General features: G+C 60.7%; 21 protein-coding genes. 13 read left to right on the forward strand and 8 right to left on the reverse strand.

Going from position 1 to position 23,473, the window contains the following annotated elements:
- The 5 genes from ACTJLC_RS30145 to ACTJLC_RS30165 form a co-directional block, all read right to left on the reverse strand.
- On the reverse strand, nucleotides 1-1,140 hold the full coding sequence (locus tag ACTJLC_RS30145) for a glycosyltransferase family 4 protein (RefSeq protein WP_244745623.1): 1,140 nt from the start codon (nucleotides 1,138-1,140) through the stop codon (nucleotides 1-3).
- Nucleotides 1,137-1,973 carry a glycosyltransferase family 2 protein gene (locus tag ACTJLC_RS30150; protein ID WP_244745622.1) on the reverse strand — a complete coding sequence of 279 codons (837 nt, stop codon included), beginning with the start codon at nucleotides 1,971-1,973 and terminating at the stop codon, nucleotides 1,137-1,139. Before ACTJLC_RS30150 ends, ACTJLC_RS30145 begins: the two co-directional genes overlap by 4 nt.
- Nucleotides 1,954-2,682 (reverse strand): acyltransferase, encoded by a 729-nt coding sequence (locus ACTJLC_RS30155; protein ID WP_090518749.1) that lies wholly within the window; start codon nucleotides 2,680-2,682, stop codon nucleotides 1,954-1,956. Before ACTJLC_RS30155 ends, ACTJLC_RS30150 begins: the two co-directional genes overlap by 20 nt.
- Nucleotides 2,683-2,743: 61 nt before the next feature.
- Nucleotides 2,744-4,114: a UDP-glucose dehydrogenase family protein gene (locus ACTJLC_RS30160; protein ID WP_244745619.1), complete on the reverse strand. Its 1,371-nt coding sequence runs from the start codon at nucleotides 4,112-4,114 to the stop codon at nucleotides 2,744-2,746.
- Between the two features lie 1,050 nt (nucleotides 4,115-5,164).
- Nucleotides 5,165-6,163 (reverse strand): GlxA family transcriptional regulator, encoded by a 999-nt coding sequence (locus ACTJLC_RS30165; protein ID WP_073428809.1) that lies wholly within the window; start codon nucleotides 6,161-6,163, stop codon nucleotides 5,165-5,167.
- A gap of 499 nt (nucleotides 6,164-6,662) precedes the next feature.
- Between ACTJLC_RS30165 and ACTJLC_RS30170 the strand changes: the two genes are divergently transcribed.
- Nucleotides 6,663-6,848, forward strand: coding sequence for a hypothetical protein (locus ACTJLC_RS30170; protein WP_073428810.1), 186 nt, complete (start codon nucleotides 6,663-6,665; stop codon nucleotides 6,846-6,848).
- Nucleotides 6,849-6,938: 90 nt separating this feature from the next.
- Here ACTJLC_RS30170 and ACTJLC_RS30175 read toward each other — a convergent pair whose 3' ends face one another.
- Nucleotides 6,939-7,943 (reverse strand): GlxA family transcriptional regulator, encoded by a 1,005-nt coding sequence (locus ACTJLC_RS30175; RefSeq protein ID WP_073428811.1) that lies wholly within the window; start codon nucleotides 7,941-7,943, stop codon nucleotides 6,939-6,941.
- A 660-nt stretch (nucleotides 7,944-8,603) separates the two neighbouring features.
- Between ACTJLC_RS30175 and ACTJLC_RS30180 the strand changes: the two genes are divergently transcribed.
- From ACTJLC_RS30180 to ACTJLC_RS30230, 11 genes are all read left to right on the forward strand, one after another.
- Nucleotides 8,604-10,976: a bifunctional salicylyl-CoA 5-hydroxylase/oxidoreductase gene (locus ACTJLC_RS30180; protein WP_310133881.1), complete on the forward strand. Its 2,373-nt coding sequence runs from the start codon at nucleotides 8,604-8,606 to the stop codon at nucleotides 10,974-10,976.
- Nucleotides 10,973-11,746: an SDR family NAD(P)-dependent oxidoreductase gene (locus ACTJLC_RS30185; RefSeq protein WP_114164000.1), complete on the forward strand. Its 774-nt coding sequence runs from the start codon at nucleotides 10,973-10,975 to the stop codon at nucleotides 11,744-11,746. The genes ACTJLC_RS30180 and ACTJLC_RS30185 overlap by 4 nt, the downstream gene beginning before the upstream one ends.
- Nucleotides 11,743-12,300 carry a MarR family winged helix-turn-helix transcriptional regulator gene (locus tag ACTJLC_RS30190; RefSeq protein ID WP_114164001.1) on the forward strand — a complete coding sequence of 186 codons (558 nt, stop codon included), beginning with the start codon at nucleotides 11,743-11,745 and terminating at the stop codon, nucleotides 12,298-12,300. Before ACTJLC_RS30185 ends, ACTJLC_RS30190 begins: the two co-directional genes overlap by 4 nt.
- A 39-nt stretch (nucleotides 12,301-12,339) precedes the next feature.
- Nucleotides 12,340-13,191, forward strand: coding sequence for an enoyl-CoA hydratase family protein (locus ACTJLC_RS30195; protein ID WP_083081993.1), 852 nt, complete (start codon nucleotides 12,340-12,342; stop codon nucleotides 13,189-13,191).
- Between the two features lies 1 nt (nucleotide 13,192).
- Complete coding sequence (locus ACTJLC_RS30200) at nucleotides 13,193-14,401, forward strand: acyl-CoA dehydrogenase family protein (RefSeq protein WP_310133875.1); 1,209 nt, start codon at nucleotides 13,193-13,195, stop codon at nucleotides 14,399-14,401.
- Nucleotides 14,398-14,844: an acyl-CoA thioesterase gene (locus ACTJLC_RS30205; RefSeq protein ID WP_310133872.1), complete on the forward strand. Its 447-nt coding sequence runs from the start codon at nucleotides 14,398-14,400 to the stop codon at nucleotides 14,842-14,844. Before ACTJLC_RS30200 ends, ACTJLC_RS30205 begins: the two co-directional genes overlap by 4 nt.
- On the forward strand, nucleotides 14,841-15,239 hold the full coding sequence (locus tag ACTJLC_RS30210) for a RidA family protein (protein WP_073432892.1): 399 nt from the start codon (nucleotides 14,841-14,843) through the stop codon (nucleotides 15,237-15,239). The genes ACTJLC_RS30205 and ACTJLC_RS30210 overlap by 4 nt, the downstream gene beginning before the upstream one ends.
- A gap of 62 nt (nucleotides 15,240-15,301) precedes the next feature.
- Nucleotides 15,302-16,942, forward strand: coding sequence for an AMP-binding protein (locus ACTJLC_RS30215; protein ID WP_310133868.1), 1,641 nt, complete (start codon nucleotides 15,302-15,304; stop codon nucleotides 16,940-16,942).
- 73 nt (nucleotides 16,943-17,015) lie between these two features.
- The gene (locus ACTJLC_RS30220) at nucleotides 17,016-17,693 is read left to right on the forward strand and encodes a glutathione S-transferase family protein (protein WP_310133866.1); all 678 of its coding nucleotides are present in this window, start codon (nucleotides 17,016-17,018) and stop codon (nucleotides 17,691-17,693) included.
- 190 nt (nucleotides 17,694-17,883) lie between these two features.
- Nucleotides 17,884-19,371, forward strand: coding sequence for a DHA2 family efflux MFS transporter permease subunit (locus ACTJLC_RS30225; RefSeq protein ID WP_244745613.1), 1,488 nt, complete (start codon nucleotides 17,884-17,886; stop codon nucleotides 19,369-19,371).
- A gap of 150 nt (nucleotides 19,372-19,521) precedes the next feature.
- Nucleotides 19,522-20,355 (forward strand): AraC family transcriptional regulator, encoded by an 834-nt coding sequence (locus tag ACTJLC_RS30230; RefSeq protein ID WP_310133860.1) that lies wholly within the window; start codon nucleotides 19,522-19,524, stop codon nucleotides 20,353-20,355.
- A 55-nt stretch (nucleotides 20,356-20,410) separates the two neighbouring features.
- On the opposite strand, the gene ACTJLC_RS30235 is transcribed toward ACTJLC_RS30230, so the two are convergent.
- The gene (locus ACTJLC_RS30235) at nucleotides 20,411-20,875 is read right to left on the reverse strand and encodes a hypothetical protein (RefSeq protein WP_310122161.1); all 465 of its coding nucleotides are present in this window, start codon (nucleotides 20,873-20,875) and stop codon (nucleotides 20,411-20,413) included.
- Nucleotides 20,876-21,445: 570 nt separating this feature from the next.
- Between ACTJLC_RS30235 and ACTJLC_RS30240 the strand changes: the two genes are divergently transcribed.
- Nucleotides 21,446-22,954: a restriction endonuclease gene (locus ACTJLC_RS30240; RefSeq protein WP_440846125.1), complete on the forward strand. Its 1,509-nt coding sequence runs from the start codon at nucleotides 21,446-21,448 to the stop codon at nucleotides 22,952-22,954.
- 234 nt (nucleotides 22,955-23,188) lie between these two features.
- Here ACTJLC_RS30240 and ACTJLC_RS30245 read toward each other — a convergent pair whose 3' ends face one another.
- The gene (locus tag ACTJLC_RS30245; RefSeq protein WP_440846128.1) at nucleotides 23,189-23,374 is read right to left on the reverse strand and encodes a lysozyme inhibitor LprI family protein; all 186 of its coding nucleotides are present in this window, start codon (nucleotides 23,372-23,374) and stop codon (nucleotides 23,189-23,191) included.
- Nucleotides 23,375-23,473: the final 99 nt, after the last annotated feature.

A 23,473-nucleotide genomic window follows, 5' to 3' on the forward strand; every position in this document is an offset into this window, starting at 1 on the left:
CTACAGCGTGGATGCTTCACGCGTCTGAATCGCATCGACATTCAGGGGTTGGACAGTGTCGGCAAGCGAACGCATATACGTCTGGACCGTGAAGGAACCGACATACTCTTCTCGTGCCGCCTTTGCCATATCGGCATACGCGTCAGGCGTGATCGCCAGTGCCCTCTCTATCGCCCTCAATAAATCGTCCTTGTCTCCCGGCGTGAATAAAAAGCCATTGACGCCATCTGTCACAATCTCCTGTAGGCCGCCCGAAGCCGAGGCAATAACCGGGCGCCCAGATGCGAAGCTCTCGATCGCAACCCGACCGAAAGGCTCTGGCTGAACCGACGGCACCACCACGAAATCGGCCCACGCGAAATGCACACCCGGATCGTTCGTGAAGCCTTCGATCTCCACCGACTGCGCGCACAATCTCGCCGTCTCACGAAGCTTGTCCAGCAGAATTTCATAGCCCGGGAAAACGTCTCCCACTATGCGTACCTGGATCGGCAACATCCGCCCCACTGTGGACAACGCATCGAGCACGAACTGTTGTCCTTTCCATGGGTTGATGCGTCCTATGATCGCGAGACGCAGATCGCGGCCTTGTGCAGCATGCGCTCGTACAACTGGGCCCGCGACGTCGACGCCGTTGTGAATCACCGTGCCCGGCAACGCAAACGCCGCAGCAGTTGCATGCGAGTTATAAATCAGCGAGGCACGCGAGAACTTTAGAAGCGCTCTGAATATCCGGCAGGTGAGCAAAGACGGAATCTCCCGGACATGCACGTAGGTACCCGCACATTGTCCGCGCAACCCCGCAATCGCAGCCACACACACGACCGTATTCACGTAGCAGATCTGGTAAGAACGAAACATGCGGCGATATTCGCGCCACGCGGTCGCCATGCTCCAGATCGTATGCCACGGCCGTGCCTTGAGTTCCTTCTTACGCAATACACCATGAGCGTTATAGAAGATCCGGCTCGCATAGCGAGCGACATGATCCACAATGGGCCCCGCTTCAGGCAACACCACATCGATCACCGCCTGCGGATGCCGTTCACGCAACGCCTCCAACGCCGACGCGAAACTCCGATCCGATCCGTACAGCTCCGCGCCCTGATGAACCATCAAAATGGCAAGCGATGCACTCATCGAAACACCTCGGCAATCACGTCAAAGAACTTTCCCGGCGCGCGCGGACCAACCGACACTCGCAAGGCCTTCCACAGCACATAACATCGTATCGCCAGTACTTCGAGCAGGTTACGGTCGAACACATGCAGCCACGACTGCCATAGCCATATCTGACGTTGCAGGGCCGCCCGCGCGTCGGTCGTGCTGCGCAGCGCTGAATCGTGACCGAGTTCCGCGTCGTGCAGGTAAGCCCTCGCACCGTGCCGCGCCAGATCACGGCAGAACCGCGTGTCGACGCCATAAAGACGCAGCCGTTCATCAAACGGCTGCGGTGCAAGTTGTGCAAGCAAGGCGCTACTGATGCATAGCCCGCTCATCATCGCGGTAAAGTGTCGCGGCAACATCGCGTTCGTGGCGACGCTGCGCAACGCCTCGCCCTTGATCCACCGCAAGCGCCCCGGGCTGATCAAACGCTCGCCGTGACGGATGACGGGCACGAATACGTCCGCCTCGACCTTGTCGATGCTGTTGGCCAATTTTTCGAAGAAATTCGCGCCCACATTGGAATCCTGATCGAAGATAACCACATGCCGACGCGTCGACTCACGCACCAGCAGGTTGTACACCTTCGATAGCGGCTCGTTATCCGGAGAAGCCAGATAGCGCCAGAGGAACGGCAGAAAGTTTGGATTCGGCGGCGCAGGCACTGAGCGCGCGTTGTCCCAGATATGAACCTCGACGTCGATTCCGAGCGCGGCGAAGTCGATACGGCTCAGCGAAACAAGAGTTTCGGATGCCTCCGGATCGCATCGGTACAGGACGACGAAGATATCAAGTGCGGTCATGGTCATCCCCACGCCTGCTGCCCACCACACGCCCCGGAATACCCGCCACGATCGAAAACGGCGCCACGTCGTGCGTGATCACCGAACTCGCCGCGATAACACTGCCCCGCCCTATTGTCACGCCGCCCAGCACGGTAACGCGTGCGCCCAGCCAGCAATCCTCTTCGATGGCGATCGGCTTGCGAGTCGTCCCTTGCTCCCGAATCGGCCGCGACAGATCTTTGAAATTGTGATTTTCCGGATGCGCGCTGAAGTACTGACCGATGATCGTGTTCTTCCCGATCGACACGCCCCCTGAACCGCCGACGCTCGAATACTCGCCGATGCCGCATCCATCGTCGATATGAATATGGCTGCCGGGCCGCGCCACGTCCGTGCCGACAATGAGCCTCGAATACGCGCCGATGTTGACCCGTGCACCGAGCCGCAAACCATCACGCCCCAGTCCGCTGAGAATCGCGCCGTCGCCAATGGTGGCGTAGCGCCCGATTTCGATATTCCTCGCGAACCGCAGCCGCACGTTCCGGCCGACAAAGCACACGCCCGCCCGTTTGCAACGCAGCGACAGCAGCGTGCCTCGCAGAGCATTCCAGCTCTGTTCCGCGAGATAGAGCATCAGATCCACGCCACCCACTTCATTGGCGATCTGCTTGCCGGGACGAACACGCGCCAGTGCCAGATTCATCATCTTTCTCAACATCGCATCGCCATTCAAGATGCGCGTACCGGCGGCACGATGCAGCCGGGACACGCGTTACGCGCATTGCTCGTCGCGCTTAACCTGCTGCAAGCGCGGCGTCGCGGCCAATCGTGTAGTAGGCCCAGCCGGCCTCTCTCATCGCATGCGGGTCGTACAGATTGCGTCCGTCGAAGATCAAGGTGTCGTTGAGCGCAACCTTCATCTGCTCGAAATCGGGGCTGCGAAATTCCTTCCATTCAGTGAGGATCACGAGCGCATCGGCACCGACAAGCGCTGCGTCACGGTCGTGCGAGAATTCGATGCGCGAAAAACTTTCCGCATTGAGGTCCGTGCTGAGGCAATGGCGGGCTTCTTCTGTCGCGACCGGATCGTAGACGCTCAACGTCGCACCGTGCCGCAGCAGATCGGCGATCAGGCGGCGGCTCGTTGCTTCTCGCATATCGTCGGTATTCGGTTTGAACGACAGACCCCACACCGCGAAACGCTTGCCCGCCAGTTCGCCGCCAAAATGTTTGCGCACCTTGTTGAAGAGCACGGTCTTCTGACGTTCGTTGACGAACTCGGCCGAAGCGAGAATATTCAGTTCCATGTCGTATTCCGCGGCGGTTCGAATTAGCGCCTGCACATCTTTCGGAAAGCACGAGCCGCCGTATCCGCACCCCGCATACAGGAAGCTATAGCCGATGCGTGGATCGGAGCCGATGCCGCGGCGAACGTTTTCAATGTCGGCGCCCACGCAATCCGCGAGATTGGCCATCTCGTTCATAAAGGAGATGCGTGTTGCCAGCATCGCGTTCGCTGCATACTTCGTGAATTCGGCCGAGCGCACGTCCATGAACAGCGTGCGCTGGTGATTGCGATTGAACGGCGCATAGAGATGCTCGAGCAGGCTCCGCGCGCGCAAGCCTGAGACATCGTCATCACAGCCGATCACGATGCGATCCGGTCGCATGAAGTCGTCGATAGCGGCCCCTTCCTTGAGGAACTCGGGATTCGACACCACCGCGAACGGCAAATCGGCATTACGCGCGGTCAGTTCTTTTACAATCGCGTCGCGAACCTTGTCGGCGGTGCCGACCGGCACAGTCGATTTGTCGACGATCACTTTAAAGGCGCTCATGTACTTGCCGATGCCCTTCGCCGCAGCAAGCACGTACTGTAGATCGGCGGACCCGTCCTCGTCAGGCGGCGTGCCGACCGCGATGAACTGGATGTCGCCGTGTGCGGCGGCCAACGCCACGTCAGTCGAGAACGTCAGCCGGCCCGCTTCGCGATTGCGCTCGATCACGTCTGCCAAACCCGGCTCGTAGATCGGCACCTGGCCGTTGTTGAGCATCGCGATTTTTGCTTCGTTGACGTCGAGGCATAGCACGTCATTGCCCAGCTCTGCCAGGCACGCGCCCGTGACGAGGCCGACGTATCCGGTTCCGATAATGGTGACTTTCATTGATCCGCGTATCAGGAAGTGAGAATAGACGGCGTAGCGGCGACAAACATGCCTGCACGCCTCACGATGGTTAACACTCGATCGGTGCCATTCTTCACGAATCTTCCGGCGAGGAGATTTATCTGGCGGATTTCGCCAACATAATTTCCGTATATCGCAAGTTCGAAGCCGAGATGTGACGGGCTCGCCGAGCGTTCACGCAAACCATTCGTAACGCACACGTGACACGACGCGCGACGTTACCTTCGGAAGGCGGCGTGCATTTGCTCTAGCCAAAAAGCGGGGCTTCTTTCGCCACTTTGCGCGAGTGACGCTGCGGCGAATCAACATTCAATAGCAAGTCGCGCGAGGGGATGTTGCCGGCTTTGCTTCGGCCGCTAAAACGGTCGCGGTTCACCGATTTGCCGGCTCCCCAAGCCAGACGCGCCTACAGGTCACACACGAGACGGCGGATAAAGACAAACGTTTGTCAAGAAATTCACTGTGTCGCTCTGTAGTCTCCACTCATCTGAATTTCAAATATCGTTAGGCAAAACGGACGGCAATATGGTGATCGCTCTTTCGCTTCTTTCCAAATTTTGTCTCGCGTGGACCCTCGTCTATCTGATCTTCAGCTTCTTCTCCGCCTTGGAGGTCGGAAGGCGACACTATCAAAGGCTGGTATTCCTCGAGTTTCAGCCGCGTCGGGCGCGTGGATCGTGGGAGGCTGCGAGAACCAGATGGATGAAGCGGATGAGACTATCCACGATTTTTCTAGTGCCGATCGGCATAGCATCGTTCATCGCATCCGCCATCGTTTCCTGAATCCACAGCCACCGATCTCACGGCCGGGACGGAGCGATTCAAACCACCACTGATACCTGCTTCAAGACCACCGAAGCGCTGGCGGCAAGCGCATCGACCAACGCTTTTGCGGCTTCATCGGTTCGCCAATGACGTCGACTTCTATTAATCGTTTGGCGACCTCGCCCCGACCCGGCATTAACGATCGCCGTTCCAACTCTGTCGCCGAGGCGCGGCGATCCGCCTGTAGATTTGAGAAATCCGCGCTCAGGACAAATTGCCTGAAGACGCTTCTTCGCGTAGTCGATAGTCGGTAGGTGTCGTGTCCAGATACTTTCTGAACAGCTTGGCCAACTGACCGCCGCTGCCGATCCCGCAACGCCGCGCGATCTTGTCGATTGGCAAACGCGATTCAACGAGCATCCGGCAGCTCATGTTCAGACGCGCGCGAAGCAGATATTCGGAGGGCGTCATGCCAATTTCGCTCTTGAAGCGGCGCAGAAAATTGCGCTCGCTCATTGCCGCGACTTGCGCGGCGTCGTCGATCGAGATAGGCCGATCGACGTTCGCATCCAGCCAGCGCGCCGACGCCAGAATCTTCTCGCTGACCCGATGCGCCCCGCTGCGTGTAATGGACGAGTCGAAGGGCGTCTCGTGCCGCGGCTCGACCGATTCGGCAACCCGCCGCGCCAGTTCAAAGCCGAGATCCTCTTCGACAATGCGCAGTGCCGTCGCCACCGCATCGGGCGCTTCGCTCAGCGGCAGTGCCGGATGAAGGCCGCGCGCTTCATTGCGGCCGTAGAGAAGCGGAGAGTATCGGCTGGGAAGCCCGGCCGCTTCCAGAAGCAGTTGTCCTTCGGAGATCGGATGAACAATCTCGCTGAACGGATGCCTGCGGCGCAGCCAGTTGCCGAGGCGTTCGTCGCGGCACGCCTGCTGCACGCCGGCGCCGCCCGCGATGAACAGCAGGTGCGTGTCATTCGTGCCGCGGTGCGACTCGACGCCCTCGGTCCAGACGAACATCGACGACGAACTCGCGATGCGGCCACCCGAAGCGGACAGCAGCGAGACGTCATAGCGTGCGGAGCCCGATCGCGGAGAGACGCTGAGCGCGTTCGCCTTCTGGAAGATCTCGATGATCGCTGCGACCTTTGGCAGCGCAAAGCCATTGAACAACGCTACGTCGACGCGTGTCGTTTCGCTCGTTTGCTCCGGCACGGTTGCTTGCCGCGAGCAGCACGGCGGCGGACTATGAACCAGTTCCATTCTTTTCCCCCGGAATATTGTGGCCTGCAAAACTCTCTGAAGACTGTTTCATTTTCTTTTGGCCCATCCTATACAAATGACTCTCGCGCCGTTATTACATGGCCGAAATAGCCAACACATTGGCCGCTCAGGACATTGAACCACGACACCTGGCGCGACGCTTCCAGATGAAAACGAAAAACTGAGACGGAATGTATATAACCTGATTCAAATTGAGTTATATGCGGTTTGATATAAAGAAGGCGTTGAGGAATCGAAGCCGAAGCATTCCGGCGCGGCGTTTGTTCACCTCAAGATCGATTCGGAATTTTGGAGGTAGGGCTTTCCTGAGTTTGTACTGACAGATGCCGCCGTTATTATATGAGCGACTGCCAGTCAGTTAGCATCGAGTTGCGGGCTGAACGTCTCGTTCAGACAGGATTTATCGGGGCCGCCATACTTTCAGCAAACGATTGCGCGCGGGGCTAAAAAAGCCGGACGCGCAGCCGTTAACGCATTCATGCACAAAAAAGACATTCAGGCAATCGTTGATGCCGCCCTCGAAACCGCCAATACCATTGTAGGCGCGAGAGAGTGGAATTCGGTCGAAGATGCCAGCGCGATGCACGACGTGATCTTTTGGGACATGATCGTCAAGCGCTTGCCCGATATGACCATGGCCGATCTTTTGTCGATTCTGGATTGAGCGCTTCGCGCGTAGTGCTGGCCGCGCATTGTCCGCAGCCCGACCGGCCGATATTCCGATAAAGCGCAACGCATACGTTTAAATCAGCGGTTATGACGACATCCGTGAATGCCGTTTGCTGGAGCGGTACTCGGTAGGTGTTTTCCCTAGATACTTGCGAAAAAGTTTCGAAAGTCGGCCGCCGCTGCCAATTCCACTGCGGCGCGCTATTTTGTCGACCGGCAGACTGGTTTCAATAAGCAGTCGGCAACTCATGTTTAGTCGCACATACAGAAGATAGTCGGAGGGCGTGACGCCCATTTCGATCTTGAAGCGCCGAAGAAAATTTCTCTCACTCATGGCCGCGACCTGCGCCGCCTCGTCGATCACGATCGGTCGATCACCGTTTGCTTCCAACCACCGCGCTGCCGCCTGAATTTTTTCGCTGACGGACGCCGACGCGCTTTTGCTCAAAATCGCGGTGAACTGTGTCTCGGCGGGCGGCGCCACCCAGCCTGCGATTTGGCCCGCGATTGCGGTACCCAAATCGGCTTCGACAACGCTCAATGCAGCTTGCAGTGGGCTGAACGGAACGGTCAAAACGCCAGCAACCGGAGCGTTCCGCACGGTTTGATAATGACTTTCGCCGTAGTGCCGAGCGCTGAAGCTTTGTCCGAATCCAGCAGCCTCCAGAACAACGCGCCCTTCGCCGGTTGGAAAGACCAGTTCGCTGCGCAGGTAGGCCAAACGCAGCCAGGTAATCAGTCGTTCGTCGCGCAGTGCGTTGTGCGCCTCCGTACCGCCTACGACAAATAGTGCCCGGAAATTGTCGGCGGGGCGGAACGTTTCAATGCTCTCGCTCCAGACGAACACCGACGACGAACTTGCGACTCTGCCACCGGAAGCCGATAAAAGACCCACGTCATAAGGTGTTCGGCCAGACCGCTCGATTCCGGCAAGCGCGTTTGCCGACTGGAATACCTCGATGATCGCGGCAGCCTCTGGGAGCGCAAAACCATCGAACAAAACGATGCCGATATGTCCGACCGGTCGAGGACTGAGTAGCGCTTCCGGGCTCACCGCCTTGTCACTGTGAACTTCCGCAGAACACGCCATCGTAGTTTTCCCTCAGAATTGGTCGCAATATTCCGGCTGACCTGGAACCGGATTTGTTCGGTCCGATCCTACATAAGCATTAATGACGTTGCTAAGTGGCGTCTGAATTCGCCAATATGTTGGCGTGCAAGGTCAATGCCGGGCTTTACCTTCGATGCGTTTTGGGAGGGATTCGTCTTTTCAGAAAAATGCATTTATAATTAACCGATGCCATGCAATCGTTAATTGACAGATTAATTCTGGCAATTTATCCAATTAACGATTTCTGATGCACTGGGAGTCGGAATCCCACCCCATGGTGCCTTGAGTCGATCTGGTAGGTTTCGTCGCCCGTCACGACTGTCCGCTAGGCGCCTATATACAACTAACCACGTTCTCGCATGGTTCTTGCTGCGATGCAAGAGCCTGTCCGCCTAAGCCGTTCTTGACGACGTGCTGACATTGATGCCCGTTCAGGCCAAGTCCCCCACCGAGATACGGCTTGCCTGCTGGCGAGCGAGCACTCGCTCCTGCCTTACGTTCCAAGAGGCCCACGCCCGATGCTCGTTCGAGTGAACGCCGCACCGGCATGCACTCGCTCACCGCGTCGGCGTTTACTTGACATCTAAATTATCTACGCCTAAATTAACTCCAAAGCAGAATCCACTTTGGAGACTCAGCATGCGCATTGTCTGTATCGGCGGCGGCCCTGCCGGCTTGTATTTCGGCTTGTTGATGAAGAGCCGCAACCCGGCTTACGACGTTACGGTCGTGGAGCGCAACCGTCCGTACGACACCTTCGGCTGGGGCGTGGTGTTCTCCGACCAGACGCTCGGCAATCTGCGCGCCGCCGACGCCCCCAGCGCCGACGCCATCCTCGACGCCTTCAATCACTGGGACGACATCGAAATCAATTTTCGCGGCAGGCAGATCCGCTCGTCGGGTCACGGCTTCTGCGGCATCGGCCGCAAGCGTCTGCTGAACATCCTGCAAGCGCGCTGCGAAGCGCTTGGCGTCAAGCTGGTATTCGAAACCCACGTCACGGACGACACCGTCTACCAAGCCGACCTGGTCGTCGCGTGCGACGGCGCCAACAGCGCGATTCGCCAAAAATATGCGGCTACGTATAAGCCCAGCATCGACATGCGCGATTGCCGCTTCGTCTGGCTCGGCACGAAAAAACTTTTCGACGCCTTCACCTTCGCCTTCGAGGAAACGGAGTTCGGCTGGTTTCAGGCACACGCGTATCGTTTCGACGATCAAACGTCCACGTTCATCGTGGAAACGCCGGAGCGCGTATGGCGCGCCGCCGGTCTCGACGAAATGAGCAAGGAAGACAGCATCGCCTTCTGTGAAAAGCTGTTCGCCAAGTATCTGGACGGCAACGCGTTGCTGTCGAACGCCGCGCATTTGCGCGGGTCGTCGCAATGGATCCGCTTTCCGCGCGTCGTCAACGAGGAATGGGTGCATTGGCGCCGCAACGCCGACGGCACGCAAACGCCGGTCGTTCTGATGGGTGACGCCGCGCACACCGCGCACTTCTCGATCGGCTCCGGCACCAAGCTCGCGCTTGAAGACTCCATCGAACTGGCGAACAGCATCGGCGCGCATCCCGGCGATTTGCCCGCCGCGCTGAGGCACTACACGAACGTGCGCAGCGTCGACGTACTACGCATCCAGAACGCCGCGCGCAATTCAACGGAATGGTTCGAGCATGTCGACCGCTATACGTCGTTCGAACCCGAACAGTTCGCGTATTCGCTGCTCACGCGCTCGCAGCGCATTTCGCACGAGAACTTGCGCGAGCGCGACGCGCGCTATCTGTCCGGCTTCGAAAACTGGCTCGCGCAGCGCGCCGGCGTCGAACCCGCACCGCACACGCACTCCATTCCGCCCATGTTCACGCCCTTCACGCTGCGCGGCGTCACGTTGAAGAACCGTGTGGTGGTTTCGCCGATGGCGCAATACTCAGCCGTCGACGGTATCGCCGGCGACTATCACCTGATGCATCTCGGCGCCCGCGCGATGGGCGGCGCGGCGCTGGTCATGACGGAAATGACCTGCGTATCGCCCGAGGCGCGCATCACGCCCGGGTGTCCCGGCATGTATGCGCCCGAGCATCTGGCGGCGTGGAAACGTATCGTCGATCTCGTGCATCGTCAGTCGGATGCCAGGATCGGCATTCAACTCGGCCACTCCGGCGCGAAGGGATCGACACGAGTGGCATGGGAAGGCATCGACCAGCCGCTCGCCGAAGGCAACTGGCCGCTCGTTTCAGCCTCGCCGCAACAATATCTGCCTGGCGTCAGCCAGCATTCGCGCGAAGCCACTCGCGAGGAATTGCGCGAGATCGAAGCGCAATTCGTGCGCGCCGCGCATATGTCCGCCGAAGCCGGTTTCGACTGGCTCGAACTGCATTGCGCGCATGGCTATTTCCTCTCGAGCTTCCTGTCGCCGCTGACCAACCATCGCACGGACGAATACGGCGGTTCGCTCGAAAACCGCCTGCGCTATCCGTTACAGGTGTTCAAGGCGATCCGTGCGGCATGGCCGCAAGACAAGCCGATTTCCGTGCGCATTTCCGCGAACGATTGGGTTGAAGGCGGCACCACGCCCGACGACGCCGTGCAGATCGCGCGCGCGTTCAAGGCAGCGGGCGCCGACATGATCGACGTGTCGTCGGGTCAGGTCAGCAAGGAGGAAAAACCGGTGTACGGCCGCATGTTCCAGACACCGTTCGCCGACCGCGTGCGCAACGAAGCGGGCATCGCAACGATTGCCGTGGGCGCGATCTCCGAGGCCGATCACGTGAACAGCATCATCGCGGCGGGCCGCGCCGATCTGTGCGCGATTGCGCGTCCGCATCTGGCGAATCCGTCGTGGACGTTGAATGAAGCCGCCAGGATCGGCTACCTCGATGTGGCCTGGCCCAAGCCTTACATCGCCGCGAAGTCGCAACTCGAACGCAACCTGGAACGCGAGCGCGCGCAGGCGGCGGCCAACGCAGGCCTGTCGCCGCAAGAACGCGCGCAACGCGCGGAAGGAACCACATGAATACGCTGAACTCATCGCTCGCGGGACAACACGCCGTGGTCACCGGCGGCGGCAGTGGCATTGGCGCGGCCGTGGCGGAAACGCTGCTGCGCGCCGGCGCGCGCGTCACGTTGATGGGCCGCAGCCCGCAACGGCTCGACGCGCAGCGCGACAAACTCGCCGCGCTCGGCGAGGTCGCCTGCGTCAGCGCCGATGTCACGCAGGAAAGCTCCATTGCCGATGCGTTCGCTCAGGCCGGCGCAGTCGACATCCTCATCAACAACGCCGGCCAGGCGCAAGCCGCGCCGTTCACACACACCGACATGGCGCTCTGGCAGCGCATGCTCGACGTGAACCTCACCGGCGTGTTCCTCGGCACGCGCGCGGTGTTGCCCGGCATGCTCGAACGCGGTCATGGCCGCATCGTCAACGTGGCAAGCACGGCGGGACAAATCGGCTACGCCTACGTCGCCGCGTATTGCGCCGCGAAACACGGCGTGATCGGTCTCACGCGTTCGCTCGCGCTCGAAGTCGCGACCAAAGGCGTCACCGTCAACGCGGTTTGTCCCGGCTACACGGAAACCGAATTGCTGCACGCATCCCTCGAACAGATCACCAGCAAGACCTCGCGCACCGAACAGCAGGCGCGCGAAACCTTGCTGCGCTCGAATCCGCAGCGTCGCTTCGTGAGCCCCGAACAGGTCGCCAATGCCGTGCTGTGGCTTTGCCAGCCGGGCTCGGAAGCCGTGACGGGTCAATCCATTTCCATCTCCGGTGGAGAAGTAATGTGACGAAATCATCGAACATCAAAAAGCCCGTGGCTAGTGACGCAAAACCGCCGCGCAAAGGCATCGCGAAACCCGCGGAGAACGTCGTGGATCTGGAAATGAGCACCGGCGCCGATAGTCACATGGGCCTGCGTCTGTGGCTGCGCATGCTGACCACCACCAATCTCGTGCAAGCCGAGTTGCGCAAGCGTCTGCGCAACGAATTCGACACCACGCTGCCGCGTTTCGATCTGATGGCGCAACTTGAGCGGCACCCCGAAGGCTTGAAGATGACCGAGCTATCGCGCCGTTTGATGGTGACGGGCGGCAACGTCACCGGCATTACGGATCAGCTCGAAAAAGAAGGCCTCGTTTCGCGCGACAACGATCCGAACGATCGCCGCTCGATCAGCGTATGCCTCACGCCTGCGGGCCGCAAGGCGTTCGACAAGATGGCGGTGGCGCACGAGCAATGGGTGGTCGAACTGTTCGGCGGCTTGAGTCTCGATGAAAAATCGCGCACGCATCAGCGCCTCGGCAAGCTCAAGAAACATCTGCTCGACAGTCTGAAAGACTGATCCGCCCTGAACCGCAACACCATCCTGCATGGAACGCTCATGACACGATCCAACGCCCACGCACTGCTGGACGGCAACCGCCTGACGCTCGCCAGCTACGAGGCGCGACACTTCGGCTGGTCGGTCGCCGGCAAGGTCGCGACGATCACGCTGAACCGCCCGGAGCGCAAGAACCCGCTAACGTTCGAATCGTACGCGGAGTTGCGCGATCTGTTCCGGCAACTCGCGTATGCCACCGACATCAAGGCCGTCGTGATTCACGGCGCGGGAGACAACTTCTGCTCCGGTGGCGACGTGCACGACATCATCGCGCCGCTGATCGATTTGCCGATGCCGGAACTGCTGCTCTTCACGCGCATGACCGGCGACCTGGTCAAGGCCATGCGCCACTGTCCGCAACCGGTGATCGCCGCCGTCGACGGCGTTTGCGCCGGCGCGGGCGCGATTCTCGCCATGGCGTCCGACATGCGGCTCGGCACCGCGCGCAGCAAGCTCGCGTTTCTGTTTTCGCGCGTCGGCCTGGCGGGCTGCGATATGGGCGCTTGCGCAATTCTGCCGCGCATCATCGGGCAGGGGCGCGCCGCCGAATTGCTCTTCACCGGACGCTCCGCAAGCGGCGACGAAGGCCACGCATGGGGCTTCTATAACCGCCTGTGCGACCCCGCCGCGCTCCTCGAGGAAGCGCACAAGCTCGCCGCCGACCTCGTCGCCGGCCCGACGTTCGCGCACGGCATCACGAAGAAGATGCTGCATCAGGAATGGAGCATGAGCATCGACGAAGCGATCGAGTCCGAAGCGCAAGCGCAGGCCATCTGCATGAGCACACGCGATTTCGAACGGGCGTACAAGGCATTCGCCGCGAAGTCGCGGCCCGTGTTCGAGGGAGACTGAGTTGAACGCCAACAGCGATGTGGATCTGCATGGCGCGCTGGCCTGGCCGTTCTTCGAGCCACGCCACCGCGAACTCGCGGCGGGTATCGAGGCATGGTGCCGCGCGAATCTTTCGCACGACGGCGAGCATAAGGATGTCGATGCGACCTGCCGTCGTCTGGTGCGCGAACTCGGCGCGGCGGGCTGGCTGAAATACGGCGTGGGCGGTGTCGCTTACGGCGGTCACGGCGACACGATCGACACGCGTGCCGTTTGCCTGCTGCGCGAAACGCTCGCCAAACATTCCGGCCTCGCGGACTTCGCGCTCGCCATGCAAGGGCTCGGCTCCGGTGCGATTTCGCTCGGCGGCACGCACGAGCAGAAGGCGCACTACCTGCCGCGCGTCGCCAACGGTACGGCCATTGCCGCGTTTGCGTTGTCGGAGCCGGAAGCGGGATCGGACGTCGCCGCCATGACGCTCGCCGCTCGCGAAGACGGCGACGCCTACGTGCTCGACGGCGACAAGACGTGGATCTCCAACGGCGGCATCGCCGACTTTTACGTCGTGTTCGCCAGAACCGGCGAAGCGCCGGGCGCGCGCGGCATCACGGCATTCATCGTCGACGCGGATACGCCGGGGCTTGAAATCGCCGAACGCATCGACGTGATCGCGCCGCATCCGCTCGCACGCCTGCATTTTGCGGGCGCGCGGGTGCCGCGCAGCCAGATGCTCGGCGCACCCGGCGAGGGCTTCAAGCTCGCGATGCGCACACTGGATATTTTCCGCACGTCGGTGGCGGCCGCGTCGCTCGGATTCGCGCGTCACGCGATGGCGGAAGGTCTCACGCGCGCCGCGTCGCGCAAGATGTTCGGCCAGACGCTCGGCGATTTTCAACTGACGCAGGCGAAGCTCGCGCAGATGGCGTTGACCATCGACAGCAGCGCGCTACTGGTTTATCGCGCCGCCTGGCTGCGCGATCAGGGCGAAAGCGTCACGCGTGAAGCGGCGATGGCGAAGTGGCATGCCAGCGAAGGCGCGCAACAGGTGATCGACGCCGCCGTGCAGCTTTTTGGCGGCATGGGCGTGCAAAGCGGCACGGCCGTCGAAATGCTGTATCGCGAGATTCGCGCGCTGCGCATTTATGAAGGCGCGACCGAAGTGCAGCAATTGATCGTAGGGCGCGATTTGCTGAAGGCGCACGCGGCCGCGACCGGGGGCAACGCGAAATGAGCACGCCTTCGTTCGACAAGCAGGTACGCATTCGCTTCTCGCACTGCGACCCCGCGGGCATCGTGTTCTTTCCGCAATACCTGGTGATGACCAACGCGTTGGTCGAAGACTGGTTCAACGAAGGCCTGCATATCGACTACGCGCAGATGATCGCGCAGCGCCGCGTCGGCCTGCCGATCGTCAAGCTCGACTGCGAGTTTTCGCGGCCGAGCCAGATGGGCGAAACGATCATGTTGACGCTCGGCGTCGTCGCGATTGGACGGCGCTCGATCAGCATCGAGATCGTCGGTCATTGCCGCGGCGAAACCCGCTTTCGCGCCAGACAGGTGCTCGTCACCACCTCGATCGAAAGCGGACAGTCGATTGAAATTCCCGCGGACATCGCGAGCGCGCTCGCGACGTTCGCCCCACAAGCCGAATCCATCGAGACGCATCGCTCATGAAAAAAGCTCTTCTCCCCAACGGTTGGATCAAGCCGCGCGGCTATGCGAACGGCGTCGCGGCCACCGGCACGCAGGTGTTCATTGCCGGCCAGATCGGCTGGGATGAACAGGCGCGCTTCCAGACCACCGACTTCGCCGCCCAAGCCATTCAGGCGCTGAAAAACGTCGTGGCCGTGCTGCGTGAAGCGGGCGGCGAACCGCGCGATCTGGTGCGTCTCACCTGGTATGTCACCGACAAGCGCGAATACCTGGCCTCGCTCAGAGATATCGGCCGCGGGTTTCGCGAGCTGATCGGCGACTACGACATCGCGATGAGCGCGGTGCAGGTCGTTGCGTTGATCGAGGACGAAGCGAAGGTGGAAATCGAAGCGACCGCGGTGATTCCGCAGCAGTGATTCCACGATAAATACAGCAAGCCAACCGCAATGCAGCCGGCTCGACGCCGGGGGAGAGGATGATGGAACCGTCAGCACACGTCGACACCTTCGCGCGCGACAATCTTCCGCCGCAGGATCAATGGCCTGTCCTGCTTCTCGACAACCCGGACGTTGCGTACCCGTCGCGCTTTAACTGCGCTTCGGAGTTGCTGGACCGAACCATCGAAGCGGGTCATCGCGACCATCCGGCGATCTGGTCCGATGTGGACGGCGAACCACGCGCCACCACCTACGGCGAACTGCTTGCATTGGTTAATCGCAGCGCGCACGTGCTGGTCGACGAAATGGGCTTGCAGCCTGGCAACCGGGTGCTGCTGCGTGGACCGAACAGCCTGAACATGGCGGTGATGGCGCTGGCGGCGCTGAAAGCCGGACTCGTTCTCGTGCCGACCATGCCGCTTTTGCGCGCCAAGGAACTGAAGCAGATCATCGAGAAAGCGCAGGTGAGCGCGGCATTATGCGACGCCCGTCTGATAGCGGAACTGGCGCGCTGCAACGATCCTCAGAACGAGTTCTACTGCGCCGGTCTGAAGCAAACGCGCCTGTTTCATGACGACGACGCCGAGTCGATCGACACGCTCGCGATCAACAAACCGGACCGCTTCGCCGCGTGCGACACCGCCGCCGACGACGTCTGCCTGATCGCCTTCACCAGCGGCACGACCGGCGCGCCGAAAGGCTGCATGCACTTTCATCGCGACGTACTGGCCATGTGCGATCTGTTCCCGCGCCATGTGTTGAAACCGTCGTCCAGTGACGTTTTTTGCGGCACACCACCGCTCGCGTTCACGTTCGGCCTGGGCGGCCTGTTGTGTTTTCCGCTGCGCGTGGGCGCATCCACGGTGCTGATCGAGAAGCTCACGCCCGAGACCTTGCTGGACACCGTCGAACGCTTTCACGCGACCATCATGTTCACCGCGCCGACTTTCTATCGGCAAATGGCGCCGCTCGTCGCGCGCCACGACGTGTCGAGCCTGCAAAAGACGGTGTCGGCGGGCGAAGCGTTGCCCGACTCCACGCGTCGCCTGTGGCACGACGCGACCGGCATCGAGATGATCGACGGCATCGGCGGCACCGAGCTGATTCATATCTTCATCTCGGCGGCCGATGACGCGATTCGCCCGCACGCCATCGGGCGCGCGGTGCCGGGTTACGTCGTGCAAGCCGTGGACGACGCCATGCAGCCGGTTCCGCCTGGCACGATCGGCAAGCTCGCGGTGCGCGGTCCGACCGGCTGCCGCTACCTCGCCGACGAACGGCAAGTGAAGTTCGTGCGCGACGGCTGGAACCTGCCGGGCGATTCCGTCTATCTGGACGAGGACGGCTACGTGTTCTATCAGGCGCGCGCCGACGACATGATCGTCTCCGCCGGCTACAACATCTCCGGCCCCGAAGTGGAAAGCGTGCTGCTGCAACACGAGGCGGTCGCCGAATGCGGCGTGGTCGGCGCGCCGCACGAAACACGCGGGCAGATCGTGAAGGCCTTCGTCGTGCTCAATCCGGGTCATGAACCCGACGACCAACTGATCGCGCAACTGCAGGACTTCGTGAAAAACAGCGTGGCGCCGTATAAATATCCGCGTGAAATCGTGTTCGTCGACTCGCTGCCGCGCACGGAAACCGGCAAGCTCAAGCGCTTCGAGTTGCGTTCGTTGAAGTAGAGGGGCGGCTAGAGCCACGCCTCGGCGCAACATCTCTATGATGTGGCACTTCACAGGCCAACTTCCCTCGCCCATGCTGACCGTCCATCACCTGAACAACTCGCGCTCGCAACGCGTGTTGTGGTTGCTCGAAGAACTCGGCGTGCCCTACGAGATCAAGCGCTACCAGCGCGATCCGGAAACGATGCTGGCGCCGCCCGAATTGCGCGCGGTGCATCCGCTCGGCAAGTCGCCCGTGATGACCGACGACGGGCAGACCCTTGCCGAGTCGGGCGCGATCATCGAGTATCTGATCGACAAATACGGTCAGGGGCGTTTCGCGCCTGCAATGGGCACGCCGGAGCGGCCGCGTTACACCTACTGGCTGCACTACGCGGAAGGCTCGGCCATGCCGCCGTTGCTGCTGAAGCTGATTGCGCTGCGTATCGCCGGTGCGCCGATGCCGTTCTTCGCCAAGCCGATCGCGCGCAAGATTGCCGCCACGCTGCAATCGAGCTTTATCGATCCGCAGTTGAAGCTGCACCTCGGCTATATCGACAAGGAACTGAGCGCGACCGGCTGGTTTGTCGGCAACGCTTTCACAGCGGCCGACGTGCAGATGAGCTTTCCGCTCGAAGCCGCCACCGCGCGCGGCGGCATGGAAAATCAGCTTCCCGCGATCGCCGACTTTCTGAAGCGCATTCACGCGCGGCCGGCTTATCAACGGGCGCTGGAGCGCGGCGGCAAGTACGAAATCGTCGGCGGAGATTGAGCGGCGTGCCCGCCCAGGAACTCGTAGTTGTACCCCAAAAGTCACGGGTGCTAGACTCAAAAATTCATTGCCATCAACGGGTTGCAAACCGCTTTGCCAACCGCTTCGCCAACCAGGCCGGCAAGATCGCGCCGAACGGCGGCAGGAAGCGGAGCGGCAACCGATCGATTGATGCAAAGGAGCGCACTGCATGACCCATTCCATCCACGGCAACAAACGCTGGCTGGCGCTGATCGTTCTCTGCCTCGGCGTGCTGATGATCGTGCTCGACACCACGATCGTGAACGTCGCGTTGCCGTCGATCGCGGCGGATCTCCGCTTTACCGAAACCTCGCTGGTGTGGGTGGTCAACGCGTACATGCTCACGTTCGGCGGCTGTCTGCTGCTGGGCGGACGGCTCGGCGATCTGTACGGCCACCGCAAGCTGTTCCTCGGCGGCATCACGCTGTTCACGGTGGCGTCGCTCGCCTGCGGCATCGCGAACTCGCAAATCCTGCTGGTATGCGCGCGCGCCGTGCAGGGCTTGGGCGGCGCGATCGTCTCCGCTGTTTCGCTGTCGCTCATCATGAATCTGTTCACCGAACCCGGCGAGCGCGCCAAGGCAATGGGCGTGTACGGCTTCGTGTGCGCGGGCGGCGGCAGCATCGGCGTATTGCTCGGCGGCCTGCTCACCAACCTGCTGAGCTGGCACTGGATCTTTCTCGTCAATCTGCCGATCGGCATCGCCGTCTATGCGCTTTGCGTCGCGCTACTGCCGTCCGCGCGCGGCCATGCTCACGGCGAGCGGCTCGACGTGGCCGGCGCCGTAACCGTCACCGCCTCGCTGATGCTGGCCGTCTATGCGGTCGTCAACGGCAACGAGGCCGGCTGGACCTCGGCGCAAACGCTCGGCTTGCTGTTCGCCGCACTCGTGCTGCTCGGCGCGTTTCTCGTTATCGAGGCGCGCGTCCAGCATCCGTTGATGCCGCTCGGGCTGTTCCGCCTGCGCAACGTGGCGACCGCGAACGTGGTGGGCGTGCTGTGGGCCGCGGCCATGTTCGCGTGGTTCTTCATCTCCGCGCTGTATCTGCAACGTGTGCTCGGCTACCGGCCGTTGCAGGTCGGGCTCGCGTTCCTGCCCGCCAATCTGATCATGGCGTTCTTTTCGCTGGGGCTGTCGGCGCGCGTGGTGATGCGTTTCGGTTTGCGTGTTCCGCTTGCCGTCGGTCTGCTGGTCGCCGCGCTGGGGCTTGCGCTGTTCGCGCGCGCGCCGGTCAATGGCAGCTTCGTGGTCGACGTGTTGCCGGGCATGATCCTGCTCGGCTTCGGCGCGGGCATCGCCTTCAATCCGATGTTGCTGGCCGCGATGAGCGACGTCGATCCGGGCGATTCGGGCCTTGCGTCCGGCATCGTCAATACGTCGTTCATGATGGGCGGGGCGCTCGGTCTCGCGGTGCTCGCGAGTCTCGCCGCCGCGCGCAGCGATGCGATGCTCGCTTCCGGCAGCGCCATCGCGGCGCTCAATAGCGGCTATCACGTGGCGTTTCTGTTCGGTGCGATTTTCGCGGCGGCGGCGGGCGTGCTCGGTGGCTTGCTGTTGCGTCCGGGGCAACAGGGGGCCGATGCGCACGCGCATGACGCAGCGGCGTCGGAACAGCGTCGCGCCACCGGCAACGAGGCGGCGACGGAAAACTACTGACCCGTCTGCGGCGGTTCGCAGTGTTGCGCGACCAAGGCTCATGCCCGCCGCCGCGGCTCAAGATCGAGGTCCGCAGCAAAACCGCAAGCGCGGTCAAATGGGCCGGTTCGCGACTGGCTATGCTGGCTTCGTGCTGACTTGAGACCCGATATGAACCCCGTTGGAAAGGCGCTCTGGTTTATCGAAAGCCACTTTGCCGGCGAGTTGACGCTCGACGATATCGCCAACTGCGGATGCGTGTCGCGCTTTCATCTGGCGCGCGCTTTTGAAGCGGCTACGGGGCTTTCGGTCATGCGCTACGTTCGCGCGCGCCGTTTGAGCGAAGCGGCGCGCCGCCTCGCCAACGGCGCACCCGACATCCTGGCGGTTGCCCTCGACACCGGTTACGGTTCTCACGAAGCATTCACGCGTGCGTTTCGCGAGCAATTCGGCATCACACCCGAAGCGCTGCGCGCGCGTGGTCATTTCGACACTATCGTCATCGTGGAGCCGATCAAAATGGACGAAACCCTTCTCACCCATCTGGAACCGCCGCGCTTTGAAGACGGCAAAGCGTTTCTCGTCGCGGGCCTCAGCGAACGGTATACGAGCGAAACCTCCGCCGCGATTCCGTCGCAGTGGCAGCGCTTTAACGACTGGTTCGGCAAAGTGCCGGGACAGGTTGGCAACGTGGCGTATGGCGTCTGCTACAACGCCGACGACGCCGGCAACATCGACTATTTGTGCGGTGTCGAAGTGGGCGACTTCTCGGCGCTGCCTGCGGAGATGAGCCGCTTGCGCATTGCCGCGCAGCGCTATGCGGTGTTCAGCCACCGCGAGCATATCTCGACGGTGCGGCGCACCTGGAACACGATCTGGAATCAGTGGCTGCCGGCATCGGGACATATTCCCGCCGATGCGCCGAACTTCGAGCGCTATGACGAGAAGTTCGATCCGGTCAGCGGAATGGGTGGGCTCGAGATCTGGTTGCCGTTGAAGGCTTGATTCGAGGGTAGCCGGCTTGCCTTTGGCAGTCGCCGGCCAGCCCTTGCTTGATCGTCTAGTGTGGCGCGGCAATCGGCTGCTGCGGGGCGTCGAGTGTTAACGTTTTGGTGGTTTGCGTTGACGGGATTTTGCGCTGCGGAGCGTTTGCCGCGGCTGCGGGTTCCTTCGCTCTCTGCGATGCCTCTGCAAGCAGCGTGGCCGCATGGCGTGCCGTGAGGCGGCTTTGCGCGACGCCCTTCGCATCGAGCGCGATCACCTGAAACAGTTCACGGTCGCATGCGAGTTCCTGCTGATACTGCTCCGCCGTGTCTACCAGCAATTCGAGGAGCGTTCTTTGTCGCCTTCTTTCGTCGATCGTGATGGCCGGATTCCTACAGATCGAAGCTGCAAGCGTGATCAACGTGTCCATTTGGCCCAACTGCCGGTCGCATAACTCGAATGCGGACAGGGCAAGCTTTTCGTATTGCAGTGCGTCGACTGGTGGGCGTGAAGCTGGCTTATTTTTGATGGACTTGCTCATGGTGCGATCTCCCTGTTACTCCCTGGATCGCCCGACACTCGCTTGTGAAGGTGGGTGAGCGGGCACGTGACGGGATTGGAAGACCGGGCTTGAAACAAACCGGCGAGCCTTGCGGCTCCCCCACCACAGCCCGCCCATTGAAATATAGACGTGCAGCGGTAGACGCACGCCCGCCTGGGCGGGTGTGCGGTTTCAAGCACAGGCTTCCAAACCTGGTCGCTGGGTGTTTCCCCGCGACCTGTTAATTATAAGGCGGGTAGTTGGGTTGGGTTCAACCTTGCGGGTTAAAAGTTAGCGATTGGCTGAAGGGATATGTCGCCGTAGGACGGGGTGGGAGTCCTCTGATTGCGTCGTCCCCTAAGCGCCCGCTTTTGAGTGCATGACCGCACGCCGGTAGGTTGTGACAACCGTGTCTCGCGAGGAAATTTCCAACACCATGGACATCGTTGCTATTGCTATGATGTATGTTCGCAGCGATAGTCGTGATCAAGCATAACAATCCTTCATCCGGGGGCCACGTTTACGGCACAGAACTATTCAGCTCAAGCTGAACGCGCGCACGCGCGGGCCGTGCGCGAATATGAACGCGAGGTAGCGCGCCAAGCCAAAGAAGCCAAGCAAGATTATCTCGAATCCAGAACGCAGGAAGTGGCTGCACTGAATATTACGTTGGACGAGAGGGTATTTGCTCTGGAAAGCATCCTTGCGGCAAGGGTTAAGCAGCCGATCGAAGTTGACTTCAAGAAGATGCTGACCGAGCGTGAATATCCCCGGCTATCTTTAGGCGACCTCGCGAACGCTCCGACCAAGCCACACATGATTTTTCCCGACCAACCAAGCCCATTGGTACGCTGGCTTCCTTGGGTTGCGACGGGGTATCGCAAACGTTTCGAGGAAGCACGGTCGAAGTTCGCCCGAGAAGAAATTGACTATGCCCGAATAGAGGAGGCCCGCCTGGCCGAAATCGCGAAAAAGCGCGATAAGCACGATCGCATGATTGTCGATCTGAAAGCTGCCGAAAGCGCTAGACTTTCGGCTGTGAAAAAGTGGATGGCGGAACTGGAGAGGGGCGAGCCCGACGTAACTCAGGAGTTGTTTGAGCGCATCCAAAAAGAGTCGTTTCAGCAACTGCTGGATGGATTCAAGGGTAACGGAAAGCTTGTATATGTCGCGGAGTCGAAGCAGCTAGTCGTCGAGTTCGACCTTCCAGAGTTCGATGAAGCCATACCTGGCGTCAAGGCTTACAAGTACGTGAGAGCTACCGATTCAATCTCCGAGACGGCGCGCCCGGAAGCTCAGCGAAGAGCACTGTACACCCTGGTGGTAGCGCAGATGGTCATCCGCGTAGTACATGAGATGTTTTCTGTCGATTATTACGGACATCTCGAATCAATCGTTGTTAATGGATTCGTTGATACGATTGATCGAGGTTCGGGGCAGCGCATCCGCCCGTGCCTCGTTACGGTGCGGACCACTCGCGACATTTTCGACGGTCTGGATCTGAGTCAAGTCGATCCAATTGCTTGCCTCAGAAAGCTCAATGCCTCGCTGTCAAAGAGTCCGGCAGAATTGGCACCAGTTAGGCCAATCCTTGAATTCAACATGGTTGATCCGCGATTCATTGAAGAACGCGATGTCATTTCGACGCTCGATCACCGCGCCAACCTCATGGACCTGACACCGAGTGACTTTGAGTCGTTAATCACGAACCTTTTCGAAAAGATGGGATTGGAAACCAAGCTCACGCAAGCCTCCCGCGATGGCGGGGTGGACTGCATTGCCTACGATCCACGCCCGATCTTTGGGGGGAAAGTTGTCATTCAGGCAAAGCGGTACAAAAACACCGTTGGTGTTAGCGCGGTCCGCGATCTGTTCGGGACCATGCAAAACGAAGGTGCTTCGAAGGGCATCCTCGTCACCACGAGCGGATACGGCAAAGCGGCCTTCGACTTTGCCAACAATAAGCCGATTGAACTGTTGAGCGGCAGCAATTTGCTTTTTCTGTTAGAGCAGCACGCTGGAATAACGGCGAAAATTGTGATGCCCGATGATTGGAAGGATCCGGTACCCGATTCCTAGACTAGTCAGGAGATCGCCTGCATTTTCAGCGTCCTTCCGAGCAAGTGAGCGAGTAGGGTGAAAGTGGCCGAACCGGAGGCGAATAGCGGTAATCTCTGATCTACCGCTCTTCAGCCCAACGTCATGCTTGAGTCGGCCGACAACCAAACGCCGGCCCTCAGAAGAGGGTTGAATTGGCGGCCAAACCCCCAGCGCCCGAAAACAACTGCTTCTAGCTACGCATCAGCGCGTCGGTCAGTTGCATCGCTGACTCGCCCCAACTATCTTTGCCATCCGGTCGGTCTCCGCAGCCTGGCAGGCGGCAATTTCCATTGGCACGATCGAGCCGCCTCCGTTTTCCGCCTCGGCGGACTTCTTGCAACTCGCATCGCGTCGTTTCTTCCACGCGGCAATCTTCTTCGTAAGCGCGCAATAAACCACGTGGCTTGCTCTCAGCGACCGGCTGTGCGTCAGTCTGCGGAGGGGATGAGGCGCCAAGGCAATAGCGCCTCGTAGTCGTCGCCGGTGTTTGCGAGAGGC

The organism is Paraburkholderia sp. 22099 (genome assembly GCF_052045835.1).
Lineage (GTDB): Bacteria > Pseudomonadota > Gammaproteobacteria > Burkholderiales > Burkholderiaceae > Paraburkholderia > Paraburkholderia terricola.

Coding starts and splice junctions, on each gene's coding strand:
- ACTJLC_RS30145 (WP_244745623.1), bottom strand. CDS start 1,140: ATGAGTGCATCGCTTGCCATTTTGATGGTTCATCAGGGCGCGGAGCTG.
- ACTJLC_RS30150 (WP_244745622.1), bottom strand. CDS start 1,973: ATGACCATGACCGCACTTGATATCTTCGTCGTCCTGTACCGATGCGAT.
- ACTJLC_RS30160 (WP_244745619.1), bottom strand. CDS start 4,114: ATGAAAGTCACCATTATCGGAACCGGATACGTCGGCCTCGTCACGGGC.
- ACTJLC_RS30165 (WP_073428809.1), bottom strand. CDS start 6,163: ATGGAACTGGTTCATAGTCCGCCGCCGTGCTGCTCGCGGCAAGCAACC.
- ACTJLC_RS30170 (WP_073428810.1), top strand. CDS start 6,663: ATGCACAAAAAAGACATTCAGGCAATCGTTGATGCCGCCCTCGAAACC.
- ACTJLC_RS30175 (WP_073428811.1), bottom strand. CDS start 7,943: ATGGCGTGTTCTGCGGAAGTTCACAGTGACAAGGCGGTGAGCCCGGAA.
- ACTJLC_RS30180 (WP_310133881.1), top strand. CDS start 8,604: ATGCGCATTGTCTGTATCGGCGGCGGCCCTGCCGGCTTGTATTTCGGC.
- ACTJLC_RS30185 (WP_114164000.1), top strand. CDS start 10,973: ATGAATACGCTGAACTCATCGCTCGCGGGACAACACGCCGTGGTCACC.
- ACTJLC_RS30195 (WP_083081993.1), top strand. CDS start 12,340: ATGACACGATCCAACGCCCACGCACTGCTGGACGGCAACCGCCTGACG.
- ACTJLC_RS30205 (WP_310133872.1), top strand. CDS start 14,398: ATGAGCACGCCTTCGTTCGACAAGCAGGTACGCATTCGCTTCTCGCAC.
- ACTJLC_RS30210 (WP_073432892.1), top strand. CDS start 14,841: ATGAAAAAAGCTCTTCTCCCCAACGGTTGGATCAAGCCGCGCGGCTAT.
- ACTJLC_RS30215 (WP_310133868.1), top strand. CDS start 15,302: ATGGAACCGTCAGCACACGTCGACACCTTCGCGCGCGACAATCTTCCG.
- ACTJLC_RS30220 (WP_310133866.1), top strand. CDS start 17,016: ATGCTGACCGTCCATCACCTGAACAACTCGCGCTCGCAACGCGTGTTG.
- ACTJLC_RS30225 (WP_244745613.1), top strand. CDS start 17,884: ATGACCCATTCCATCCACGGCAACAAACGCTGGCTGGCGCTGATCGTT.
- ACTJLC_RS30230 (WP_310133860.1), top strand. CDS start 19,522: ATGAACCCCGTTGGAAAGGCGCTCTGGTTTATCGAAAGCCACTTTGCC.
- ACTJLC_RS30235 (WP_310122161.1), bottom strand. CDS start 20,875: ATGAGCAAGTCCATCAAAAATAAGCCAGCTTCACGCCCACCAGTCGAC.